The sequence below is a fragment of the Kocuria sp. 2SI genome (assembly GCF_005502825.1).
GTDB lineage: Bacteria > Actinomycetota > Actinomycetes > Actinomycetales > Micrococcaceae > Kocuria > Kocuria palustris.
The window spans coordinates 1-21,676 of the sequence record NZ_SCNB01000031.1; the positions used below are offsets into that span (position 1 = coordinate 1).

The following is a 21,676-nucleotide window of genomic DNA, read 5'->3' on the forward strand; positions in this document are numbered from 1 at the left end:
TCCGGGAGATCCGTCGCTGCCTCAAGCGCTACCTCGCCCGCGACATCTACCGCCGCCTCAACACCGCCGCTCAGAATGAGCTCACCGGGGCTTGACAGACATAGGAGATTCAACGAGTTGTGGCTGACCGACGTTACCGAACACCACACCAGTGAGGGCAAGCTGTACATGTGCGCGGTCAAGGACGTGTTCAGCAACAGAATCATCGGCTATGCCATCGATTCGAGGATGAAATCTCGCCTGGCTGTGGCGGCGATTGATGATGCTGTGGCCCGTCGTGGTGGGTCTGGAATGATTGCCGGGTGTGTCGTTCACTCGGATCGCGGCTCGCAATTTCGTTCTCGGAAGTTCCAGCAGGCTCTACGGCATTACGGGCTCGTCGGATCGATGGGTCGGGTCGGCGCTGCTGGCGATAATGCGGCGATGGAATCGTTCTTCGCCGTGTTGCAGAAGAACGTCCTCGACCGGGGCCGTTGGGACACGCGAGCGAGGTTGCGCACAGCGATCGTCCACTGGGTCGAGCGGACCTATCACCGGAAGCGTCGACAGCGACGTTTGGGTAAACTGACCCCGGTTGAATACGAGCTTGTTCACCAAAAGGCCGTCGCCCTGGCGGCATAAACCCAGGAGTCAACCAAACCTTCAGCAGTCCCCTTGCCGCGTTTTCAGCGACCGAGCACTCCTTTCATTGACTTGAGTAAGCAGACCGTTCCGGAACCTGCAAGCCGGGCACTTGTTACTGATACGCAGTCGTTCTGAAGTCCTATCGGGCCGGCACCACATGGGTGTCTCTCCGCCCGTTGCAGCCGCCACGATCCGCCGTCTCGACCGTCCAGGATCCTATGGAGCTGGCCCCTTTTCACATCGGCGCACGCGAGCCGTTCCATCGACGTCTGAAAACTCGTGAGAGTTCAGTCTGCCCCGCACCGAAGCGGGAATCGACACCTACAAGAGATCAAATGTCGTCATTATACGTAATACATAAGGACCGACACAGCAATACTCGTCCTAGCACTGCGTGTTAGCACCACGGCCGCCGAACCCGCGTCGTCCCGCTACGAACGGTGCATGCAAGCGCTAGGCACCGACTGCTCACGTGCAAGCCAGGTGGCCCTGGACGAACTCGCGACACGAACGCGAGCAGGGCTTGACTCTAGGTAACGCTCATATGGCAGTATGTGCGTTACATCACTCCACCGGCAGTAAGGGCAGACCATGCTTACGTTCCCCAAGGGACACACTCCTCGCTACAGCGACTTCTCGATCCAGGCCATCTCTGACGAGACCATCCGCGAAGGAGGAGAGCGGGCACTATACGGAGCTTCAGACACCGACAAGATCCGCCTCGTCGAGAAGCTCTCCCAGGCGGGAATCAAGGACATCGACGTCGGCTCCGGCATGCACGAGGCAGAGTTCCTCCGCAAACTCCTCCTCACCCAGGAATCCTTCGACTCCATCACTGACGACACTACGTTCTCCTTCAACCTCACCCTCAAGACGTGGGAGCCGCTCGTTGAGCGTCTGGAGAAGGACGTTCCGCGCGCGCTCCTGGAGCGCATCTACGTCAGTATCGGGATGATCGAGATCGGTTCAGACCGCCACCTTTTCGAGCACGTAGCCGAAAGGCTCCGGAAAATCGGAGTCGGTCGCCTCCGCTCCAGCCTCCTCAACGCCTTCTCGACGGAAATCGACGAAGACAAGTACGCCCACCTCATGTCCCAGATCGAACGAGCGCGCAACATCGGAATCGATCTCATCCGAATCAATGACTCAGTCGGCACGCTCTATCCGGACTCCACGGCCGTCCTTGCAGCCAACCTGGTCCATGACAACCCGGACACGACCTTCTACCTCCACGGTCACAACGACCGCGGGCTTGGAACGGCTAACTCGCTGGTGAGCGTGCTGCACGGCTTCCAGATCATCGAAGGCGGTGTTGCAGGAGTCGGCAACCGCGCAGGACTCGCCGAACTGGAATCGATCACGCGATGCTTCGAGGAGAACAACATTCGTGTCGACTCAGGCCCCGTTGATGTGGACCGAGTTATCGATGCCGCGAGATTCTCCGAACAGATCTATCTGACCGTGCCCACTCCGTACCGACCTGTCAGCGGGTTCCTGGTCACGAACGAGAACGCCGGAATCGTGAATGTTCCCGACTACCTCGGCGTCTCCCGGACCGTCGATTACTTCCTCAACCGCATCGGGCTCTTCCCCACGTACCTGCGGCAGATCCTCGTTGAGGGCGGTCTCAACGAAGACGCACTGAACCCCGCGGTCATCGAGGAGGTCTACAACAAGCTGCAGGAACGCTTCGATCGGCAGTACACGTCCAAGCTCGCCGAATACGAGCGCCTGGTCGCCCAGATCCGCGCCTTCCACGATGACATCGTGAGGCTCCCTGAGGTCATCGAGACCGCCAAGCAAGTGCTGCAGGAGCAGCCCGTCACGGTCCCCGAACTCGTGGAGGCCCACCGATGAGTATCCTCGTCTACGGCGCCGGCGGACTCGGCCTGTACTTCTCCGCACGGTTGGCCCAGGCCGGCCAGGAGGTCATTCTCAAGGCCCGAAGCGACGCTGCCCTGCGGAGCAAGAACGAGCCGGTGAGCATCACCGGTGACGGCTCGACCGAAGAAGTGCACGGCATCCGTGTCGTCGACTCACTCGAAGGAACCCAGGCCGACGCGGCGATTATCACCACCAAGGCCTGGCAAGTCGAAGACGCCGCTCGTGACATGAGCGCAGTGCTCCCGCCCGACGCACCCGTTCTGACGACCCAGAACGGAATCGATGCGCCGACCCGGGCCACCGCGTTCTTGAGCAATGACCAGGTCTTCGCGAGCACTGTAGTCGTTATCGCGGAACGCACGGGCCCCCTCGATGTCCGCACCATCGGATCGGAGGCCTCCTTGACCGTGGGAAGCCCGGCCGAGCAGCCGGCCTCACGAGCGAGCGAGCTCACCAGCGACTTGACCGCGGCCGGGATCTCCGTGACATGGACCGAGGACATCGCCGCAGCGCTGTGGAAGAAACTCGCCCTGATCTGCTCCTACGGAGGCATCGGGGCGACCCTCGATGCAAACGTGGGACAGACACGAGAGGACACCCGCGCACGAGGACTGGTCACCACTGCGATGTCTGAGGTCTTCTCCGTGGCCGACGCCGAAGGAGTCACCCTCACGGAGTCCGACTTCTCCGATGACATGAACATCTACCTCAATGGCTTCTCTGCACAGACGACCTCGTCCATGCATCGCGACCTCCTGGCGGGCCGCCCTTCCGAGCTCGAGGACCAAGTCGGTGCCGTCGTCCACCGGGCGCAACGCGTGGGAGTGGCGACTCCCGTACTGGACCTCGTCTATGCTTCGATGGCTCCCCGTGAAGCGCAGGCCCGGAGAAACCCATGAGGTCTACTCGCAGCCTGGCCGTCTATCCTGGACGATATGCCACTGCATGTTCCGCAGCTTCCCATCCAGCTCGTGGTCGAGCTCATCAACGAGTGGGCGACCACGCCACAAGAGGTCTCGACACGCCCCTGGAACGGATACCCCGCACCGGACTCCGCTCCGCGGCGGAAACTGATGGATATCTGGCCGTCGAGCATCATAGAGCCCGACGACCGCTCAATCGCCCATGCCTGCGACGATGTCTACCTCATCTTCACAGCTCCATGGCCCTACGCAACGGCCAATCATCTCAACAACGCCATCGTCGACACCAGGCTCTCACCTCGAGCAGATGCAGGCGACGACACTGTGCATCTGCATTGGTCGATCGAGCACCCCGACCAGCTCATGTCGGCGATCCTCGTCGCCTCACTGCTTGGCCACGTCAACCAAGCGCCGCAGGATCGATTCGGAACTTGCGAGTCAACCACCTGCGCCGACGTGTTGGTCGATCAGTCGCCGACACATACCAAGCACTTCTGCTCTCCACGGTGTCAGACCCGCGAGCGGGTTCGCGCTCACCGATCGCGTGCCACCGACTAGGCGTCCCTCGAGGCGCCGACCTGCCTTGGTCGAAAGTGCATGATGCTTGAGGCGTTAGGGGCAATCGGACCTCTATTTGCTGTCCTTGCGATCGGCGGGATAGCAAGTCTCATGCCCAAGATCCGGGCGGCAGAGTCCTCCCTGACCGCTTTCGTCCTCTATTTCGCGTTGCCGGCGTTTCTGTTCGACGCCGTAGCGACGGCCCCCGTCAGCGAGGGCGTCCCCTGGTCGTTCGCTCTTATCGCTTTCGGTGTGACGGCTCTCGTATCAACCCTGACATGGACGGCGGGTCGCTTCGCGGGAAGACGGACCCAGCCGCTCGCTGCACCGCTGGCTCTCGCGGCGAGCTACGGCAACGTCGGGTATCTGGGAGTGCCCATTGCATTGAGCATCTTAGGGCCCGAAGCTGGTCTAGCGGCGGCAGTGGGGCAGCTGATCCACAATCTCATGTTCATGCTTGGGTATCCGGCAGTGCGAGCTCTCTCGTCAGGCGGTTCCAAAGATTCGCCCGTATCCAGGCAAATGTGGATCGCCGTCAAAAAGGCGCTCTTGACCAACCCGATCACTCTAAGCGTCGCGGCAGGTATCGTTGTTGCTCTCGTGGATGTGCCTCTACCGTCGCCCGTTTCCGACACCCTGGGTCTTTTTGGGCAAACGGCGGTTCCGTTAGCGATGTTCGCGGTCGGACTGACTCTGCCCGCTGCTGTAAAGGGGCTCAGAGACGGTTCGGTTCCAGCATTTCCTCTGATCCTTGGGACCATCATCAAGATGGTCCTTCTGCCAATTCTCACCGTCGTCATCGTGGCGCTGCTTGCCCCCTCTTTAGGGTCGCTCTGGTCGGGCACACTCGTCCTGATGGCAGCGATGCCAACGTCTGCGACCGCGTATGTCTTGTCCCAACAGGAAGACGCCGATCCACGGATCGTGTCCAGCATGATCGCGGTCTCTTCCATAGTGGGCGTGGCGACCATCCCGCTCGCGCTTTCGTGGTTCGTGCTCTAGAGAATCATCGGGATGTATCAACCCATATATCCGTCGTCTCCTACGTGAAGCGGCGCTCATGCCTTAGCAATACGATGCCTCTACACCGACGCAATGGTCCCGATACCCCCTCGCTCGATCGCGAAACAGCTTGCACTGTCTGGACCTGCGAACGGCGACCTTCCGCTTCGCCATGTTTCTGCCGGAACTCTTACGCTGCGAGCCCGACTTCGATAGGCTTGAGGCACCAATCACGGATACCCCCTGGATCCTGACTCGGCTCGTCGAGAATGAGCAACTTTGGCTGGCGGGCGAGGGCCATGGCGATGCCGAGTCGCTGCTTCATACCAAGTGAGAACTCGCGAACCTTCTTGTTCATTTGGTTTTCCATCCGTACTGTACGGACGGCAAATTCCACTTGCTCGTTGCTAATTCCCAGGAGGCGTTGCGTGATACGCATGTTCTCCGCGCCGGAGAGGTGAGCGTATCCAGGTGGTGACTCGATCAGAGAACCGATTCGGGGCAGCAGCTCGCGTCGAGTTTCGCGATTCATTGGTCGACCCATGATGTGGGCCTCGCCAGCTGTCGGCCGGATGAGTGACAACAGCATCTTCATGGTCGTGGACTTCCCGGAGCCGTTCGGGCCGAGGAACCCGTAAACACAACCCTCTGGGATACGTAGATCGAGGTCTTGGACTACGAGCCGGGAACCGTAGGCCTTGGTCAACTTCTCGGTGGCGACGATGTAGGACATGCCTCCACTGTCGTCCATCGCAGCGCCCGAGTCGTCCAGCTACAGGACTATCTTGAGGTACGCAGATTGCTTACCCTTGTCGGTGCCGTAAGCAATCTGCATACCGGGTCCCGCCCGAGTGCCGGCAATCTTGACGTCTGTTGGTGCTTACTGCTCGTCTGCCGACACGAGACCAGTCTGGTACGCCATGATCACTATCTGTACACGATCACGCACGTCGAGCTTCGTGAGAATCCGACCCACGTGGACGCGAACGGTGCTTTCAGCGATGAAGAGGTCTCTGGCGATCTCTCCGTTTGAGAGACCCTGGGCGACTAGCTGTAGCACTTCACGTTCGCGCTCCGTCAGTTCATGCAATCGAGTGTGCGCGGAGGCCAGCTTCGGTGGAGTGCTCGCCCGTTGCGTCGCGAAGCGATCCAGTAGGCGCCGGGTAGTGCTCGGGGCAACGACAGCATCACCTGCGTGAACATGCTGGATCGCCTGGATGAGTTCTTCGACCGGAGCATCTTTGAGGAGAAATCCTGCAGCGCCCGCTTGGATTGCGTCATATGCGTACTCATCGAGATCGAAAGTTGTCAGGATCAGAACCTCGGGACCGCCCAGCTCGCGAATGCGCCGGGTCGCTGCTACTCCGTCCATGCGCGGCATCCGTACGTCCATGAGAACGACGTCAGCGTCCGTCGTCCGTAGCATCTCGACAGCAGTATCGCCGTCGTCAGCCTCACCCACGACTTCGAGTTCCGGGCGTGTGCTCAACAACATCCGGAAGCCAGCTCGGTACATCTCTTGGTCGTCCACCAGGGCAATCTTGATGCTCATTCCTGACCTCCCAAAGGGAGTCTCGCTCGCACCGCGAATCCTCCGTTGTGCCGCGGTCCGAGGTCAAGCGAACCGCTGTAGGCCGAGACTCGCTCCTGCATCCCAACTAGTCCGTGACCAGTTCTTTGTAGGTAATCGCCCTCCGGTCCGTTTCCATCGTCGACGATGGTTATCTCTAGCGAATCCGGCATGTAACACAGGGTCACTGCCACGAGGCTTATCAGAGAACCGCCATGCTTGCGGGCGTTCGTCAGCGCCTCTTGAACAATACGGTAAGCTACAAGGTCAATCCCGCTGGGCAAGTCGACTGATACTCCCTTCACTATCAGGTCCACCCTAAGACCGGTTGCCCGGACCTCTTCTACGAGTTTGTCTAGCTCACCCAACCCTGGCTGTGGTGCCCGCGTCGCCGCATCGCCGTCACGAAGAACATCCAGCATTCTTCGCATTTCACTCATGGCACCGCGCCCCGTGTCCCTCACCCTTTCCATCGCATGGCTGGCCTGATCGGCATCGACGCGTGCAATCTGCGCGGCGCCGTCTGCCATCACAACCATGGTGCCGAGACTGTGTGAAACTATGACGTGAATTTCTCGAGCGATCCGGGCGCGCTCCTCGTTCGCCGCTATCACCGCTTGGGCGTCACGTTCCCGGGCAAGTTGTCTCGCGTGTTCCTGCAGATTCTTGATCCGCTCGCGTCTATTCCGAGCCAAACGGCCAGCCAAGGCCACCGCAAGGTATGCCAGGACGAGCATCCCGATCTCGCCAATGCGGGCACGTTCCGCTTGCACCACTGGGATGGCAGCGAAAGAGGCCCACATTCCGGCAACTATGAAAGCGGTGATAGTCACCCACAAGCTTGTCCAGGAACCCAGTGCGTAGAGCGCAAGTCCAATTCCTAGAACTGCGGCGGGAGACAGACTTGCGCCGATTAAGCTTTGCACTGACGCTGCGATTATGACGATCAGAAACGCGAGAATTTGCGTCTTCTTCCGAAACACGTAAGCGCAGGAAATTGCTGCCGACAGGGCCACTGCGAAAGTGTAGATTGACGCTGACGTCTCACCCCAAACGAGATTGTTCGTTTGGAACATGAGGTCGTACAGGAAGACTACTGTAGAGATGGTCACGTCAATGAAGCGCTGAGGCGAGCCCGACCGGCTCGCTGCCCGCGCTGCGCCAGCATGCCTCTGAGCGTTTAGGCCCAGGGTACCTTTGACCATCATGCTCTCCAAGGTTACTCACTTCGTTGTGCAGATGCTGCGGCTACACCGGGGCATCGCTGTGCGCCGCCTCAGCCCCACCGACTGGTGGCGGCAAGGAGAGCGCTGTACCAGCAGCCCACCCATCGCTACCGCGCCGGTGTCGCGCCAAGCGGTCAGCGTCCGTCGCATCTCCGCCAGCGGCCTCCGGTGCGTGCCCGCATCCCCAGCATCGCCGTCTACGCGCCATCCTGTTCGCCGCGGCACCGCCGAATGCGTTGACTGAAACCCGATGGAGCTCCTCGAGGGTCAGTCGTCCTCCGCGGATCCGCGGAGGAAGCTCTGCCTTATTCGCCTACCAACCTACTTCTGCGGACCAGCCAGGCGATACTGATGAAGCCGAGGAGTGCTACTGCGGCGCCGAGCACGAGCACTCCCTGATAGCTGATCGCCGTGGCCGGCGTGGTGAGAGCGAGTGAGGCGTAGAGGCTGCCGAGCACGGTGACCGAAAGCAGGCTGCCGAACTCGTAGGAGACCTCTTCGACGCCGGAGGCCATGCCCGCGCGTTCGGGGGCCACGTTGGTGATGATGGTTGAGGACGCCACGGTGATGAGCACACCGATACCGGTGCCGGCGATGAACAGCGCGGCACCGAAGCCCCAGATGCTCACAGGCAGCAGCACGGCTGCGGCCGCGTAACCGAGAGCGGCAAGTGCAGCACCACCGCGCAACAGAGGCCGCGAACCGAGACGCGAGAGCATCGCCCCGCTCAGCAGTGACGTCACGGTCGCTCCGACCGCGATGCAGCCGACCAGAAGACCACTCTGCAGCGGCGTGAACCCCTCGCTGGTCTGGAAGTGCTGGCTCGTGACCGCGCCGACGCCGGCGAACACGAACGTGCTCAGCCCCGCTGCCACGACGCCGGCGGAGACGGCACGGTTCTTGAAGATTATGAAGTCCAGCAGTGGCGTCTCCAGCCGCCCTTGCCGCCTCACGAACGCACCGAACCCGACGACGGCGAGCACGAGGGCACCGACGATCACGGTCCAGGAGGGGCCGGGCAGCGAGATCTCCTTGATGGCCGCGACCAGTCCGGTCAGCCCGATCAGGGCGAGTACCGAGGAGAAGAGATCCCAGGGTACGGTCCCGTCCTCGCGGGCCTTGGGCGCGTAGACCGCGGCGAGCACGAACGTGACGAGGACGATGGGGACGTTGATGAGGAATACCGATCCCCACCAGAACCACTCCAGCAGCAGCCCGCCCACGAGCGGGCCGAATGCGATGCCGCCGATGGACACGCTCGACCACACGGCGATGGCGATGTTGCGCTCTCGTTCGTCGTCGAACGTGACCCTGATGATCGCGAGCGTTGCAGGCAACATGAGAGCTGCGCCGACGGCGAGGAGGGCTCGGGCGACGATCAGCACCTCCGGCGTCGGTGAGAACGCGGCGATCAGCGACGCGGCTCCGAACAGGACAATGCCGATCTGAAAGACACGCTTGTGCCCGTACCGGTCGCCGAGGGTGCCGGTGCCCAGGAGCAGTCCGGTCATCACGAGCGGGTAGGTGTTGATGATCCACAGCGACTGGCTCGTGGAAGCTCCGAGATCGGTCTCGAGCACGGGAACGGCGATGTAGAGGATCGACGTGTCGATCGTCGCCAGTAGTAGGCCGAGCGACACGGCGGTGAGGACGAGCCACCGTCCACGCGTCCTGGGGTCGGCATTCGTCTGGATTGAGTCCTTCTGGATCATGAGGTCCAGGCGTCCTTTCTCCTCGTTCGAGGAAGCAGGCGGACGACAGCCCGTGGCCGGGCTTGCGTCCGACAGCAGGTGGGATCACGACGGAGGCGCTCGCCTGTGGCGGCGGGCGTGATTCCGTGGAGGGGTGTGAGGCGAGCGGGGTGGTTACCGGTCGCCGAAGAGTAGGGCGAAGACGAGTGTGTCGGTCCATTCGCCCTTGTTCCACCAGTCCTGCCGGAAGTGGGCCTCTTGTCGCATGCCCAGTGCCGCGGCGAGCCTGGCGGATGCGTCGTTGCGGGCGTCCATCTGCGCGGTCACCCGGTGCAGCCGGTAGTGCTCGAACGCGATGCGCAGCACTTCGCCAACGGCCTCGCGAGCGAGGCCCTGCCCGCCATGTGCGGGGTCGAGGACCCATCCGATCTCCGCGATCCGATGCTCGGTATCGGTGAGCCACAGCAGCACATCCCCGACCGGGGTGCCCTCGTGCTCGATCACCAGAGCGAGTGCATGGCTTTCGTCGTCGAGGCCGGTCTTCGCGAGCCGTTCGGAGACGTGCCGAGTTGCGTCGGCCTCGGTCCAGGGCTCATCCAGCAGGTACCGCGCGACCTCGGGCTGAGAGTAGATCCCGTGCAGCCGGCCCGCGTCGTCCGATTCGTGTGCTCGCAGCGTCAGCCGGTCGGTGGTCAGCGGCAGTAGAACGGGGGCGCGGTGGGACATGCAACTAACCTAACTTAGTTCGCGTAGTCTCACAAACTTAGTTCGGATAGCCTGAGGGATGTGAGCTACTGGGAACATCCGAAGCAAGTACATCGTGCACGTGCGGTCGACGTGCACGATGTCGCCCGCGCTGCCGCCGCAGTTCTAGACGAAGGTGGACTCAAGGCGCTGACAGTGCGCGCCGTCGCGGGGCGACTGGATGTGGCGCCCGCGAGTCTGTACTCGCGAGTGGAGTCCGTCAACGACCTCTATGACCTCGCGCTCGACTCCGCACTCGGTGACGACCGGGCCCTCGACCAGGCCGTCGCCGGCGCTGAGCTGCAGGAGCTGATGCTCGCCTATTTTCGGCATCTCGGTCAGCATCGCTGGGTCTGCCAGGTCATCGGGATGCGCGCACCCAGAGGCCCGAACTATCTCCGCCTTTCGGAGCGGATGGTCGTCCTGCTCGATGCACTCGGTGCCACCGACCCGCTCGGCGCCGCGTATACCTTGTCGAACTTCGCAATCGGTAGCGCCATGACCGCTCCGATGTCTGGAGACGAGCGAGCGGCCCCTGTCGATCCCGGGATCGCACCGAACTACGCACGCCTCCATGAAGAACATGCCGTCGACGCCGAAGCCATCTTCACAGCAGGCTTGAGTGCTCTACGTTCTCATATCGAAGCCTAAGGAAACGCGTTCGTACGAGTCGGCGAACGCTGCCGGGTTTCGAAATCGTGTGCATCTACAGGCGCATGCGAGTGGGTTGCTCGTCATCGAGAGTACGACGGTAGTGCAGTAGTTCAACCTGATCACCGGAAGGTGCCATGTCGAGTCCTCGACACTCGAGCGTGAAACCCGCCGCTGCGAGAGTGCGCTGCGATGCAGGATTCTCAGGCAGGGTCCGTGCAGTGAGCTCGCGCAATCCGCTGACCCGAGCGAACCGGGCGGCGAGATGCAGGGCGATTGCGGCGACGCCTGATCCTCGATGAGCAGGATGTATCCAGAACCCGACCTCGGCAGCGTGCTCGCTGACGTCGAAGAGGACAAGACTGCCTGCGAAAGCGTCGGTTCCGGCATCGGCGATTGCGAGTACCGCGAGGTCACCACGCTCCAGACCTGGCGTCGCTTCTCGCTCGATCATCGACCGCATTGACTCCGGCGTGTACTCAGGCTCCGGCAGATGGCCGTACTGCTGAACAGCGGGGTCTGCGGTGCCTTCGGCAAACGCTGTCGCATCCTGAGGCTGGAGCGGGCGCAGCTGCACGCCTTCGCTCTGCAGAGGGAGGGAGTGTGAGTTGAGCATAATCCTAAAACTAACATAGGTCGGATAGTGCACCAGCGGTGCCTGTTCGGGACCGACCTCATCCATTTATCACGACTGTGATAGTTTTGATTCGTCGCCCGGTCCAGGGGTCGTCTGCGAGAGAGGAGCGAGCCTATGCCTGCACGAATCGAGCCCGAGCTGCGGCGGCAGCAGGTCGTGGAGGCCGCGTTCCGCCTCGTCGTCGCCGAGGGCATCGACGGGTGCTCGCTGCGCAAGGTGGCCGCAGAATCCGGGTTGAACATCGGCTCGGTACGGCACTACTTCGATGGACACGAGGATCTGCTGGCCGCCGCAGCCGAAGAAGCCGGCGACCGCATGGGGCGCAGGCTCGCCACACACCCGGCCGAGAACTTGCGTGGCCTCAGTGGCGATGAAGCACTCGATGCATTGCAGGCGCTCATAGAAGAGGTGCTGCCCGTCGATGCCCAGCGGCGAGACGCCGCGATCGTCGTCGTCGAGCTCGTCATAGCCTCACGCACCCGCTCCGTGTTCCGTGCGATGTCACAGCGCATGGGTGCAGACCTCACCGACGTGATCCGAGAGGCACTCGACGCGCTCGAGGTACCCAATCCCGAGATGGGCGCGGCCCAGGTGACGGCGATGATCGGCGGACTGACGCTCGACGCCGTCACTCCGCATGGAGCGCTCAGTGTCGAACGACTGCAAGGGATTCTGCGTGCGCACTTGCGGTTGCTGCTCGCCCCCGAAGGAAGGAGATGATCTGGATGCCTGCATGGTTGTTCGCGCTGCTTGCGGCGGCGTTCGTGCTCTACACCGACGACTACGTGATCGCCGGCATCCTGCCGGAACTGGCCGGCGACCTCGGCGTCAGTGAAGGACAGGCGGGGCAATTGATCACCGTCTTCTCTCTGTCCGTCGCCCTGGCGGCACCCATCGCGGCAGTCGTCCTGGCGCGTGCGGAACGCCGCCGCCTATTCTCACTCGCTCTGCTGGTGTTCATCGCCGCGAACGTCGCCGCGGCGATCACGCCGCCCGTCACGCACCATTAGGGCAGACGGGGCGTTACATTGCCGTCGTCTCTCTCGGAGTGACCGGGTCGATCGCTGCGGGAGTGCCCGCAGGCACGTGGATCGGCGGAGTCTTCGGTTGGCGAGCCACGTTCGCAGCAATGGCTGTCGCCGGAGCGCTCGTCCTGCTCGCCGCGCTCATCACGCTGCCCCGGCGAGAGGGCCCGGACGAGACTCCGGTGCTGCGTGAGCAGATGCGCGCCCTGCGCCAGCGTCCGATCTTGCTCGGCCTGGTGGCGAACTGCGTACTGATGACCGGGTCGATGATGATGCTTACCTACCTCGCCCCGTATCTGGCCGCATCCACCAGTGCAGGAGTGGAGGAACGCGCCCTCGCCTTCAGCCTCTCCGGCATCGCAGGCATCGTCGGTATCTGGCTCGGCGGGATCGCCACTGACCGTTGGGGAGCCGATCGTGCGCTCCTGTTCGGCATCGGGGTCATCGTCCTCGCCATGATCGGCCTCTGGGGTCTGTGGCTGGCACGGCCCACCTCCTTGCCCTTGGTTCTTGTCGTGGCGACGGTCTGGGGCGGGATGGCGTTCTGGAACTCACCGGCGATCCAGGCCCGCCTCCATGTCCTCGCTGGCCCGGTGTCTGGTCAAGCGCTCGCGCTCAACACGTCGGGCACCTACCTCGGTGTGTCCGCCGGAGCGGCGGTCGGGGGTCTTGCCCTCTCGAGTCTCGGGATCGGTGTGCTCCCGCTCATCGCGGCGGCGTTCGCGCTCGGAGCTCTCGTTCTGCTGGCCCTCGCAAGCAAATCGGGCCCGACCGCTGCGCGAAAGGTCTGAAACCCTAGCGGTATAGGTTGCGAACCAGTGGGCTTGGGCTGAATCGTTTAGATCGCTACTGCGTGGACACATGGCGATCATGGCATCGTGCACCTGTCGAAGCATTTCCGCCAAGCATGTCAAGCGTAAGAGAATGATGCCACCGTATACCAGCATGCAGCAGCCACGAGGAGACATGACCGAAAACACGCCCCAAGAACTCGTCGGCAGACGCACCCGCACTGCCGTCCGAGAGCTCATGAGTGACACCGTTCTCCGAAGAATTACCGAGATGTGGGAGTCCGAGGGCTTCTCTCCGCCTCCCGAGATCGAGCCTGTTGGCGGCCAGCGAGTCACACTGTTCGAGGCCTACATTCGCCAAGTCGATTGGACCTCTCGATCTGAGGCTGAGAGGGCGTTGCGGGTGTTCCAGGATGCGCTCACTGATGTCTTCGCTTTGTGGGCCGGTGACGATCAGTACCGAGAGCGGGCGATCATGAACGTACGCCGCGCGGTCTCTCGAGATGGTCTCGAGATCGACGACGAGTGGCTCATCCGCATCCCACATCGTGCCGAGCTCAACCCTTCATCACTGGCGAGCCTCAAGGACCCCAGCGCCATACTGCAAGGGCTCGAGCGCCTGTCTGCAGCTCTCCCGGCCGACCCTGAACTCGCCATCGGTGGAGCCAAAGAACTCATGGAGAGTACCGCGAAAGTTACCCTCATCGAGACCGGCAGGACCGAGGAATCTCTCCCCAAAGCCGATTTCACCAAACTGGTCAACGAGGCATCCGATGCTCTCGGTCTCCTCCCCGAAAAGGGCAAAGACCTTCCCGACTCACGCCAGGCCGTCCGCCAGATTCTCAATGGCGCCCGGCAAATAGCCACGGGGCTTGCGGAGTTCCGGAACAGCTTCGGCACGGGTCACGGTCCTGCCCGACGACGCACCGGCCTCTCAGATCGCCATGCCAGGCTCGCCGTCAATGCTGCGACCCTGTGGTGCGAACTCATCTTGGACACCTTGGCGGATTCTCAGGCGCCATGGCGCAGCACCCTGTCATCAGGGTCCTCACAATAGAATTCCTACTTCAGCGGGGACGCGAGCCCGCGAGAGTAGCGTGGTCAAACCAATTTGGGTGCCGGTATCCTTTCGGTTCTGGAAGTTCACCAACGGCTATCCCTCGCGATCGCAGCCAGCGATCTGCGCTACGTCACGGCAAGCACGCCGGTGGGACTGTGCTAGCGGAGCTGCGACGCGGCCTAATACGGTGGTGGAGGGGATCACAAGGTCCTGCCTCGGTGCTCGTTCCGGAGGCTGTCTCGTTTGGTGCTGCGGGTGCGCGGGTAGACTGGAGCCTCCACACCAATCGGGTGTACTTTCCATTCCTCGACGACGGGTTCCGAAGCCAACAGCTCTGAGACCTCAAATATCCGAGATCAAACTGAGATACAGGGGAGGGATGCTGAATGCGACTCTCTGATTTCGCGGCCCTCACGCAGCGGTGCCGTGAGAGCGACTACGGGTTCGCTGAATTCCTCCGCCAAGAGGCAGTCCTCGAGTTGCACTGGCCGGCTGATGTGCTTGAGCAGTGGCTCTACGATCATGCAGACAACGAAGCCTTCCTTCAGGACTATGGCAACCTCGAGCTGTCTCAGATGGGCTGGCAGGTCGAAGCCATCTCCACTGAAACCTTCATGGCCATGCCCACGGGACCGTCGGACACTGGTGCTATCGAAGAATTCGCTCGTGATCCGGAGCACTGGATCGCTGTCCGTCACCAGGGCCCACACCTTGGCGTACGGCTGGCCTGGGACACGCACGGAACATGGAAACGCTGGCCGATCCTTCTGGAGCAGTCCCTTCTGACCCCGCTGGCAACGGGTCTCCAGCTCGTCGAGGGCCGCACGCGAGTCGGCGTGCTGCGCGGGCGCAGACGGCAAGGAGCCGTGGTTGCAGAGCGCCACCTCGCATGGGTCGGTCGGCGTACTTGACCATCATCGACGGAGAACGGGGGCTCCTCGGTCATCTCGTTGCCCTGGCCAGAGATGGCACATGCATGAGCCTCGGTCGCTGAGGTTCATACATTGGTCCTCTACCCCAGATCCCGCGAGGGGCTACTGCACGTCGAAAACTTTCTCTTGCCGTTCGTCATTTTCTGACCATGAGACTTTGAGCTTGGCTCCCTCGACGCCCATCGAATATGTGACCGGTATGCGCCAGGACGTGCCAGCCTGGATGGTGATGGGTTCGGAGGGCGAGGTAATCCTCATAGCACCGTTGTTAGATTCGCTTTCAAACGTAACATCGACAGCGTCATCGCTACCGTCGTTGTACACGTCGAAGTGGCGTTTGGTCGCATATTTCATCTTTCCGCGTTTATCGAGTCCGGTGGCTTCGCGCTCTTGCTCGGACTGTACCCGCAGGCGGACGCCTGTCGGCTTCTGCTGCAGAACGGGCGTTCCAAGGTCAGCTGCGGCGATATCGTGTTCGATTGCCTTCCACACCTCGTGGTTGAGTTGTTCCGGGCTCGCGAACTCACCGAGGAGCCCGCGCTGGCCGATATCAGTCTGGAACTGGCGGAGGCCGTCCAATTGCGTAGTGTCGACATCGCGGGGCAGCGGGGCCGTTGAGAAGTAGACATGGACCGGTTTGCCGCTGTCGACAGCACGCTTGATCTCCTCGGCAGTTCCTGAGGCCGCGGCCGGTGTTGGAGACCCGAGGCGGCTTCCGAACAGTGCAATGACGATGTCGGACTCGTCCACACCTTGAGCGTTGATGAGTGACTGGGGATGGTCACCCAAGACGGGGACCGAGGAGGTCTCCCACCGCCATGGGATGAGTACGACCTGCTTGTTTTTCGCGTTGGCGTTGTTCCACCCGTAGAGGGCCTGTTCAACGGCATCGCGAGCATCGGGGATGTCTGAGGGCGACGCAATCATCACGCGCAGCACGGAAGCAACAAAACTCATAGTCCCAAGCCTACGGGCAAGCGCCTCCCTGACTGGTCTCCGGACCCCTGGTCAGCGTTCACCCTTGTTTTTCGATGCCTGGGGCCGCATTCCTGCCCAACGTTCTACGATGCCGATGCCGTAGGAGCTGCCCGGGCAAGTGCATGATTGCGACACCGTCGAGCATACGCCGTTGAAGGCACCGCGTACTGTCGTGAAAGTAGCTGCGTCTCGATCGGCTTGAACTTGCGGATCCACGCTATGTCTCGGACGCCGGCAGCGACCTCGCCCGCTTGGTGACTGCTTGCATAGATATCTATGCTTCGTTCCTACGGTCGATGCCGAGTGTTGCGACGAGGTCTTCGTGGAGTTGGAACCAGACTCGGTGGCAGGAGTCCACTTCGGTCCTGTCGATCCAATCGAGCTCCCCGTTCCTGGCCTTGTGCAGGGCAGTCTCGTACCGTTCCGTGTAGCCGTAGAATCTCGCGAGAACGGCAGCGAGGCGCTCGCCCAAGGGTGCAAGTTTCCTGCCGAGTGCCGTGAGTTCATCGAGAACGCGTCCATCCCATGCGCGGTCGGCATGGTCGTTCGGGGCCAGCTGGTCTGCTCCGATGGGCTTGATCTGCCAGTCGGTGACGGCTCGGAGTAGGCGGGCGTTGAGCGGAAGGAACTCGCGGTAGACAGCCGCCACCACGCCAGCGGGGTCGGCGTCCGCGCGTTCTGTCGCGAGTTGGCGCTCGTTCTCCGTCTTGCCCGAGTCGGTGAGTGACCAGCCTTCGAGGTCGGCGAACGCGGCGTGCTGCACCCACCCCTCACGCTCCGCCTCACTCAACACGCGCAGCGCCTCGACGTGGCTCGTTCCCGCACGCTCGGCGACGGCGTCACTGTCGGCGAATCCCATGAGGCGCACGGCGTGCAACACGAGCAGTTCCGGCGTGGACTGATGCGTCATGCTCGCCTGTCCTGCCTGGCGCTGAGCCGGTTCACGTACTGCTGGCAGGCTTGCGGGGATCGGAACCCCATCGCCTGGGCGATCTGCGCCCAAGTGAGCCCCTCGTTGCGAGCGGCGAAGAGTACGCCGATCTCCACGCTCTCGACCTCGGCGCGTGCTGCCGGGAGCAGCGAGAGTGCGCCCAGAAGCTCGTCTGGGGTCAGCTCGGATGAGCGCCAGAGCGCGTACTGCGTCAGATCCACCGCCGAGGGCGGGGCTGCGGCCTGCTGCCACGGGCGCGGTTCCAACTGGTCTGCGCCCTTGTCGAGAAGTCGGCCCTGGGCCTCGCGCTCACGTCGGGTCGACTCGTGGTCGGCACTGCTGAGTTGCTCGACGTCGTGCTTGCGTTCCATGCCGTCCATCCTGCTACGATCAACAGAATGTTGTCAATCTTTCGTTGAAGGATGGTGTGATGCTGACGACGCTCTCAGAAGCGACCCGGGCGAGCTCGGGCGGCAAGGCGGCGGCGCTCGGTGTGCTGCTGCGGGAGGGGCTGCCGGTGCCCGATGGGTTCGTCGTGCCACACGGTGATCAGCCGGCTGGCGCGGAGGCCGTGCGTTTCTTGCGTGATGCCGTCGCCGGTGAGCTGGGGAGGCTGGGCGATCCGGTGGTGGCCGTGCGTTCGTCTGCGATGAACGAGGATACCGGGGATGCTTCGGCAGCTGGCCAGTACGAGAGCGTCATCGGGGTTCGCGGCGCAGACGACGTGTGTCAGGCGATCATGGCTTGTTGGGAGTCGGCCCGCGCTGCACGAGTGGATGGCTACTGGGCTCGGACGGGTGGAGAGTTGCCTCACGCGTCGGGCATGGCGGTGCTCGTGCAGCCAGTGATCGAGGCGGATGTGTCGGGGGTCATGTTCACACCCCAGCAGCACGGGCAGCCAACCAGGATCGAAGCATCCTGGGGCCTCGGTCTGGCCGTCGTTGGCGGAACGATCACGCCGGACGCCTACGAGGTCGCCGCGGACGGGGCCATCGGCTGCGCGGTGGGAAGTAAACAGACCCGTATCGACCTGGGCCGTGAGCGCGGCGGTGTGGTTACCAGCGCGATCGCTCCCGACCAGCAATCCGCACGCGCCCTGGACGACGCCACTGTCGCGACCTTGGTCGAGCTGGGAGGCCGGATCGCGACGGTGCTCGGCGGGCCGCAAGACATTGAATGGGCCGTCGCAGACGGCACCGTGTGGATCTTGCAAGCACGCCCGATCACGGCAGCGCTTCCCGACACCAGAGCCCCCGGCCCGCCCCACCCAGCTGAGGCGTTGAGGGGGACTCCCGGATCCCACGGAACGGTCACCGCATCGGCACGAATCGTCCGCGGCCCCTCCGACTTCGCCACCGTCCGCCGCGGAGCCATCGTGATCTGCCCCTACACCGACCCAGCCTGGACACCCCTGTTCGCCGTCGCCGCCGGGGTGGTCACCGAGACCGGCGGCGCGCTCTCGCACGCCGCGATCGTCGCCCGCGAATACGGCATCCCCGCCGTGCTCGGCGTCGCCGGTGTCACTACCCGCATTGACGACGGTGCCCGAATCACGCTCGACGGTACCGCCGGAACCGTCACCGTCCTTTGACCCGAAGCCTTACCCCGAGAGAAAGGAGAGCCGGGGCATCGTCGTGGTGCTCCCCGACATACTTATGGCTACTAGGTATCTCTACATCGCACGCCACGGTGACGCCGACGCGTTCGGCAACCTCACCGACACCGGGGGCGAGCAAGCTCGTCTTCTCGGTCAGCGTTTAGCACATCTGCCCATCGACGCCGTCTGGCACTCGCCGTTGCCGCGAGCCGCCGACAGCGCGAGGCAGCTCAACATCTTCCTCACCGGCACCGCCGAGGTGAGCGAAGCGGCCGAGCTGATCGACCATGTGCCTTACGTGCCGAAGCCGGAGGAGACCCCGCCGTCATGGGTGCCGTTCTTCGACGGCTACGACACCGACGAAGCCGAAGCAGGGCACCAGATCGCCCAGAGCCTCACCGCGAGGTTCGCCACCGCACCCGAGGGCGATGACGACGTGCACGAAGTGCTCATCACGCACGCCTACCCGATCGCGTGGCTCCTCCGTCACGCCATGGACGCCCCGGCTATCAGGTGGCTTGGGCTCAGCAGCGCCAACGCTGCGCTGACCGTGATCGAGCACCGGCCGAGCGTGCCACCGAGCATCGTCATGTTCAACGACATGAGCCACCTGCGCCCCGATCTGCATTGGACGGGATTCCCCAAGACACGGCGCCCCTGAACACGGCGATGAAGGCAAGGAGATTCAATTGAGTGACTATGTGATCGAAGCCGAGGGGCTGGTGAAGCGGTACGGCAAGCACACTGCTCTGGACGGGGTGGATCTGCGTGCCCGGCCGGGCACCGTGCTCGGCGTCCTCGGCCCGAACGGGGCTGGGAAGACAACGTCGATCCGTATCCTGGCGACTTTGACAGGCCTCGATGCCGGAACCGCCAGAGTCGCCGGCATGGACGTCACCCGCGAAGCGGCCAAGGTGCGACGGATCATTGGCTTGACAGGCCAGTACGCGACGCTGGATGAAGAGCTCACGGGCCTGGGTAACCTGATCCTGATCGGGCGTCTGCTCGATCTGCGCAAACGCGAGGCTTCCCGCAGGGCGGCCGAGCTGTTGGAGCGTTTCGGCTTGACCGATGCCGCGAAGAAGCCGGTGGCTACCTACTCCGGCGGGATGCGCCGACGTCTGGACCTCGCCGCGAGCCTCGTCGGTCGCCCTCGTGTCGTGTTCCTCGATGAGCCCTCGGTCGGTCTTGATCCTGGCAAGCGCGAAGAGCTATGGCGGATCATCCGTGAACTCACCGCCGATGGCGCCAGCGTCCTTCTGACGACGCAGTACCTGGAAGAAGCCGACGCACTGGCTGACGAGATCACCGTCATCGACCACGGCCGCGTGATCGCCCACGGCACTCCACCCGAGCTGAAACAGATCGTCGGGGGCCAAGCCATCGCGACCCGTCCCAAGAACCCCGGCGACGTGGAGAGGGCCGCTGCCATCCTGGCCGCCGTCTCCGGCCACCCGGTCGAGCGCACCGCTCAACACGAGTTGATCACGCCGGTGGACGGCGATCGGGCGATGTTCGACATCGCCCATCGCTTTGAAGCGGAAGGAATTGAGGTTGCCGAGTTCGCGTTACGGCTCCCCAGCCTTGACGAGGTGTTCTTCACCCTCACCGGAGCACCCACCATCGGCGACACGAACGACGAGGCCGAAAGGAGCCACGCATGAGCGCCGACACCATCACCGCAACCAGCTCCGAGAGACGTCCGGCAGGGCTGCTACGGCACAGCCTGATCCTGGCCCGTCGGAGCCTTGCCAAGTCCGCGAGGAACCCCGGTGCGCTGGTCAACGGAGTGGTCACCCCGGCGATCTTCCTGCTGCTGTTCGTCTATCTCTTCGGCGGCTCGGTTGCGGGTTCCACCGACGAGTATCTTCTCTATCTGTTTCCGGGAATCGTGGTCATGGGCGCAGGACTCTCCGGCATGCTTTCGAGCGGCCTGAGCATCAACATTGACATGAAGAAGGGTGTCTTCGACCGCTTCCGCAGCTTGCCGATCGGACGATCAACACCCCTGCTCGGGTCGATCATGGCCGACATGGTGCGCTACATCATCGCCATCGCGTTGCTGTTCGGGATCGGCTACCTCATGGGTTTCCGCATCCAAACCGACGCCGGATCATCCCTGGCAGCAGTCGTTCTCGTGTTGGCCTTCGGGTTCTGCTTGAGCTGGGTGACCGTCTTCCTCGGCGTGCTCGTCAAGGACGAGGGCGCAGTCATGGCCTTCGCGTTCATCGTGTTCATCCCGCTGATGCTCGGCTCTAGCCTCGCCGCCCCGATCGACACGCTCCCCGCATGGCTCCAAGCCTGGGCAAACATCAACCCCGTCACGCACGCGATGGACGCTGCTCGTGCATTGCTGGCCGGAGCACCGGCAGGAGACTCGATCGTCCAGACGATCATCTGGTCCGTCGGAATCTTGATCGTCTTCTGCCCGCTAGCAATCGTCTCCTACAGCCGCAAGCGCTGACAGACCTGTCTTGACTCTTACGAACGGATGAACGAACGCATGCTTCGGCTGCAGGTAGGTGTGGGCTGCGACCCGGCCAGGCTGCTACCCCGAACTGAGAACACCCTGGGGGAGTAAAGGTAGCTCCGTCTCGATGGCTCGTAGCCTACTCGCGCTGGCTCTGATACGGCAGCGATGCCGGTTAGCGGCATGTAAGAGCGTCCGGTCGAAGGCACTGGCGGTGGTGGTGATCCACGAGGTCGGCGAACAGCGGGAGCCGCGTTGCAACTCATCCGTGTCAAGCCCCGAGTTTTGTAGAGGGATTTCTATCTGGAAATTGATGCCAACGCCCGAGCAGGCAGCTGCGCGTGGACTACTTCGAACTCGACAGGAGGCACGTGCCCGATCT

Annotated in this window: 23 protein-coding genes and 1 pseudogene; 15 read left to right on the forward strand and 9 right to left on the reverse strand. The window is 62.8% G+C overall.

The window, feature by feature from the left end; translation table 11 throughout:
• Positions 1 to 111 precede the first annotated feature (111 nt).
• The 5 genes and pseudogenes from FFS25_RS12445 to FFS25_RS12465 form a co-directional block, all read left to right on the forward strand.
• Positions 112 to 621, forward strand: a pseudogene (locus tag FFS25_RS12445) (IS3 family transposase); the annotation flags it as partial.
• A gap of 594 nt (positions 622 to 1,215) precedes the next feature.
• Positions 1,216 to 2,481 (forward strand): hydroxymethylglutaryl-CoA lyase-like TIM-barrel protein, encoded by a 1,266-nt coding sequence (locus FFS25_RS12450; RefSeq protein ID WP_137803139.1) that lies wholly within the window; start codon positions 1,216 to 1,218, stop codon positions 2,479 to 2,481.
• A complete protein-coding gene (locus FFS25_RS12455) occupies positions 2,478 to 3,407 on the forward strand; it encodes a ketopantoate reductase family protein (protein WP_137803140.1) in 930 nt (309 codons plus the stop codon). Before FFS25_RS12450 ends, FFS25_RS12455 begins: the two co-directional genes overlap by 4 nt.
• A 36-nt stretch (positions 3,408 to 3,443) precedes the next feature.
• Positions 3,444 to 3,989 (forward strand): CGNR zinc finger domain-containing protein, encoded by a 546-nt coding sequence (locus tag FFS25_RS12460; RefSeq protein ID WP_137803141.1) that lies wholly within the window; start codon positions 3,444 to 3,446, stop codon positions 3,987 to 3,989.
• A gap of 111 nt (positions 3,990 to 4,100) precedes the next feature.
• The gene (locus FFS25_RS12465; protein ID WP_171004207.1) at positions 4,101 to 4,991 is read left to right on the forward strand and encodes an AEC family transporter; all 891 of its coding nucleotides are present in this window, start codon (positions 4,101 to 4,103) and stop codon (positions 4,989 to 4,991) included.
• A gap of 190 nt (positions 4,992 to 5,181) precedes the next feature.
• Here FFS25_RS12465 and FFS25_RS12470 read toward each other — a convergent pair whose 3' ends face one another.
• From FFS25_RS12470 to FFS25_RS12490, 5 genes are all read right to left on the reverse strand, one after another.
• Entirely contained in the window at positions 5,182 to 5,724 is a 543-nt protein-coding gene (locus FFS25_RS12470; RefSeq protein ID WP_249933897.1) for an ABC transporter ATP-binding protein, read from the reverse strand.
• Positions 5,725 to 5,871: 147 nt separating this feature from the next.
• Positions 5,872 to 6,543: a response regulator gene (locus tag FFS25_RS12475; protein ID WP_137803143.1), complete on the reverse strand. Its 672-nt coding sequence runs from the start codon at positions 6,541 to 6,543 to the stop codon at positions 5,872 to 5,874.
• The gene (locus FFS25_RS12480; protein WP_171004208.1) at positions 6,540 to 7,673 is read right to left on the reverse strand and encodes a sensor histidine kinase; all 1,134 of its coding nucleotides are present in this window, start codon (positions 7,671 to 7,673) and stop codon (positions 6,540 to 6,542) included. Before FFS25_RS12480 ends, FFS25_RS12475 begins: the two co-directional genes overlap by 4 nt.
• Before the next feature lie 419 nt (positions 7,674 to 8,092).
• The gene (locus FFS25_RS12485; protein WP_137803145.1) at positions 8,093 to 9,499 is read right to left on the reverse strand and encodes an MFS transporter; all 1,407 of its coding nucleotides are present in this window, start codon (positions 9,497 to 9,499) and stop codon (positions 8,093 to 8,095) included.
• Positions 9,500 to 9,652: 153 nt separating this feature from the next.
• Positions 9,653 to 10,204 (reverse strand): GNAT family N-acetyltransferase, encoded by a 552-nt coding sequence (locus FFS25_RS12490; protein ID WP_137803146.1) that lies wholly within the window; start codon positions 10,202 to 10,204, stop codon positions 9,653 to 9,655.
• Between the two features lie 60 nt (positions 10,205 to 10,264).
• Here FFS25_RS12490 and FFS25_RS12495 point away from each other — a divergent pair, with 60 nt between their 5' ends.
• Complete coding sequence (locus FFS25_RS12495; protein ID WP_137803147.1) at positions 10,265 to 10,873, forward strand: TetR/AcrR family transcriptional regulator; 609 nt, start codon at positions 10,265 to 10,267, stop codon at positions 10,871 to 10,873.
• Between the two features lie 55 nt (positions 10,874 to 10,928).
• Here the strand turns inward: FFS25_RS12495 and FFS25_RS12500 are convergent, their stop codons facing one another.
• Complete coding sequence (locus tag FFS25_RS12500) at positions 10,929 to 11,555, reverse strand: GNAT family N-acetyltransferase (protein WP_249933898.1); 627 nt, start codon at positions 11,553 to 11,555, stop codon at positions 10,929 to 10,931.
• A 69-nt stretch (positions 11,556 to 11,624) separates the two neighbouring features.
• Between FFS25_RS12500 and FFS25_RS12505 the strand changes: the two genes are divergently transcribed.
• From FFS25_RS12505 to FFS25_RS12520, 5 genes are all read left to right on the forward strand, one after another.
• Entirely contained in the window at positions 11,625 to 12,230 is a 606-nt protein-coding gene (locus FFS25_RS12505) for a TetR/AcrR family transcriptional regulator (RefSeq protein WP_137803148.1), read from the forward strand.
• A complete protein-coding gene (locus FFS25_RS13960) occupies positions 12,227 to 12,520 on the forward strand; it encodes an MFS transporter (RefSeq protein ID WP_212742750.1) in 294 nt (97 codons plus the stop codon). Before FFS25_RS12505 ends, FFS25_RS13960 begins: the two co-directional genes overlap by 4 nt.
• A gap of 38 nt (positions 12,521 to 12,558) precedes the next feature.
• Positions 12,559 to 13,326, forward strand: coding sequence for an MFS transporter (locus tag FFS25_RS12510; protein ID WP_283957221.1), 768 nt, complete (start codon positions 12,559 to 12,561; stop codon positions 13,324 to 13,326).
• Between the two features lie 175 nt (positions 13,327 to 13,501).
• Entirely contained in the window at positions 13,502 to 14,383 is an 882-nt protein-coding gene (locus FFS25_RS12515; RefSeq protein ID WP_171004209.1) for an abortive infection family protein, read from the forward strand.
• Positions 14,384 to 14,772: 389 nt separating this feature from the next.
• Positions 14,773 to 15,297, forward strand: coding sequence for a hypothetical protein (locus FFS25_RS12520; protein WP_137803150.1), 525 nt, complete (start codon positions 14,773 to 14,775; stop codon positions 15,295 to 15,297).
• 123 nt (positions 15,298 to 15,420) lie between these two features.
• Here the strand turns inward: FFS25_RS12520 and FFS25_RS12525 are convergent, their stop codons facing one another.
• The 3 genes from FFS25_RS12525 to FFS25_RS12535 form a co-directional block, all read right to left on the reverse strand.
• A complete protein-coding gene (locus FFS25_RS12525; protein ID WP_137803151.1) occupies positions 15,421 to 16,275 on the reverse strand; it encodes a DUF4062 domain-containing protein in 855 nt (284 codons plus the stop codon).
• A 295-nt stretch (positions 16,276 to 16,570) separates the two neighbouring features.
• Positions 16,571 to 17,206: a transcriptional regulator gene (locus FFS25_RS12530; protein ID WP_137803152.1), complete on the reverse strand. Its 636-nt coding sequence runs from the start codon at positions 17,204 to 17,206 to the stop codon at positions 16,571 to 16,573.
• Positions 17,203 to 17,607, reverse strand: coding sequence for a DNA-binding protein (locus FFS25_RS12535; RefSeq protein ID WP_349654437.1), 405 nt, complete (start codon positions 17,605 to 17,607; stop codon positions 17,203 to 17,205). The genes FFS25_RS12530 and FFS25_RS12535 overlap by 4 nt, the downstream gene beginning before the upstream one ends.
• Before the next feature lie 50 nt (positions 17,608 to 17,657).
• On the opposite strand from FFS25_RS12535, the gene FFS25_RS12540 reads away from it, so the two are divergent.
• The 4 genes from FFS25_RS12540 to FFS25_RS12555 are packed head-to-tail and all read left to right on the forward strand — an operon-like array spanning position 17,658 to position 21,288.
• Positions 17,658 to 18,818: a PEP/pyruvate-binding domain-containing protein gene (locus tag FFS25_RS12540; protein WP_137803153.1), complete on the forward strand. Its 1,161-nt coding sequence runs from the start codon at positions 17,658 to 17,660 to the stop codon at positions 18,816 to 18,818.
• Positions 18,819 to 18,861: 43 nt separating this feature from the next.
• On the forward strand, positions 18,862 to 19,485 hold the full coding sequence (locus tag FFS25_RS12545) for a histidine phosphatase family protein (RefSeq protein WP_249933899.1): 624 nt from the start codon (positions 18,862 to 18,864) through the stop codon (positions 19,483 to 19,485).
• A gap of 28 nt (positions 19,486 to 19,513) precedes the next feature.
• Entirely contained in the window at positions 19,514 to 20,488 is a 975-nt protein-coding gene (locus FFS25_RS12550; RefSeq protein WP_015780261.1) for a daunorubicin resistance protein DrrA family ABC transporter ATP-binding protein, read from the forward strand.
• Entirely contained in the window at positions 20,485 to 21,288 is an 804-nt protein-coding gene (locus FFS25_RS12555; protein ID WP_137803154.1) for an ABC transporter permease, read from the forward strand. Before FFS25_RS12550 ends, FFS25_RS12555 begins: the two co-directional genes overlap by 4 nt.
• Positions 21,289 to 21,676: the final 388 nt, after the last annotated feature.

Excerpts from the sequence above, each read along its gene's own strand:
- FFS25_RS12530 (WP_137803152.1), bottom strand. The coding sequence starts at position 17,206 with ATGACGCATCAGTCCACGCCGGAACTGCTCGTGTTGCACGCCGTGCGC.
- FFS25_RS13960 (WP_212742750.1), top strand. The coding sequence starts at position 12,227 with ATGATCTGGATGCCTGCATGGTTGTTCGCGCTGCTTGCGGCGGCGTTC.
- FFS25_RS12520 (WP_137803150.1), top strand. The coding sequence starts at position 14,773 with ATGCGACTCTCTGATTTCGCGGCCCTCACGCAGCGGTGCCGTGAGAGC.
- FFS25_RS12555 (WP_137803154.1), top strand. The coding sequence starts at position 20,485 with ATGAGCGCCGACACCATCACCGCAACCAGCTCCGAGAGACGTCCGGCA.
- FFS25_RS12500 (WP_249933898.1), bottom strand. The coding sequence starts at position 11,555 with ATGGATGAGGTCGGTCCCGAACAGGCACCGCTGGTGCACTATCCGACC.
- FFS25_RS12535 (WP_349654437.1), bottom strand. The coding sequence starts at position 17,607 with ATGGACGGCATGGAACGCAAGCACGACGTCGAGCAACTCAGCAGTGCC.
- FFS25_RS12540 (WP_137803153.1), top strand. The coding sequence starts at position 17,658 with ATGCTGACGACGCTCTCAGAAGCGACCCGGGCGAGCTCGGGCGGCAAG.
- FFS25_RS12505 (WP_137803148.1), top strand. The coding sequence starts at position 11,625 with ATGCCTGCACGAATCGAGCCCGAGCTGCGGCGGCAGCAGGTCGTGGAG.
- FFS25_RS12485 (WP_137803145.1), bottom strand. The coding sequence starts at position 9,499 with ATGATCCAGAAGGACTCAATCCAGACGAATGCCGACCCCAGGACGCGT.
- FFS25_RS12465 (WP_171004207.1), top strand. The coding sequence starts at position 4,101 with ATGCCCAAGATCCGGGCGGCAGAGTCCTCCCTGACCGCTTTCGTCCTC.
- FFS25_RS12460 (WP_137803141.1), top strand. The coding sequence starts at position 3,444 with ATGCCACTGCATGTTCCGCAGCTTCCCATCCAGCTCGTGGTCGAGCTC.
- FFS25_RS12525 (WP_137803151.1), bottom strand. The coding sequence starts at position 16,275 with ATGAGTTTTGTTGCTTCCGTGCTGCGCGTGATGATTGCGTCGCCCTCA.
- FFS25_RS12490 (WP_137803146.1), bottom strand. The coding sequence starts at position 10,204 with ATGTCCCACCGCGCCCCCGTTCTACTGCCGCTGACCACCGACCGGCTG.
- FFS25_RS12515 (WP_171004209.1), top strand. The coding sequence starts at position 13,502 with ATGACCGAAAACACGCCCCAAGAACTCGTCGGCAGACGCACCCGCACT.
- FFS25_RS12455 (WP_137803140.1), top strand. The coding sequence starts at position 2,478 with ATGAGTATCCTCGTCTACGGCGCCGGCGGACTCGGCCTGTACTTCTCC.
- FFS25_RS12470 (WP_249933897.1), bottom strand. The coding sequence starts at position 5,724 with ATGTCCTACATCGTCGCCACCGAGAAGTTGACCAAGGCCTACGGTTCC.
- FFS25_RS12450 (WP_137803139.1), top strand. The coding sequence starts at position 1,216 with ATGCTTACGTTCCCCAAGGGACACACTCCTCGCTACAGCGACTTCTCG.
- FFS25_RS12475 (WP_137803143.1), bottom strand. The coding sequence starts at position 6,543 with ATGAGCATCAAGATTGCCCTGGTGGACGACCAAGAGATGTACCGAGCT.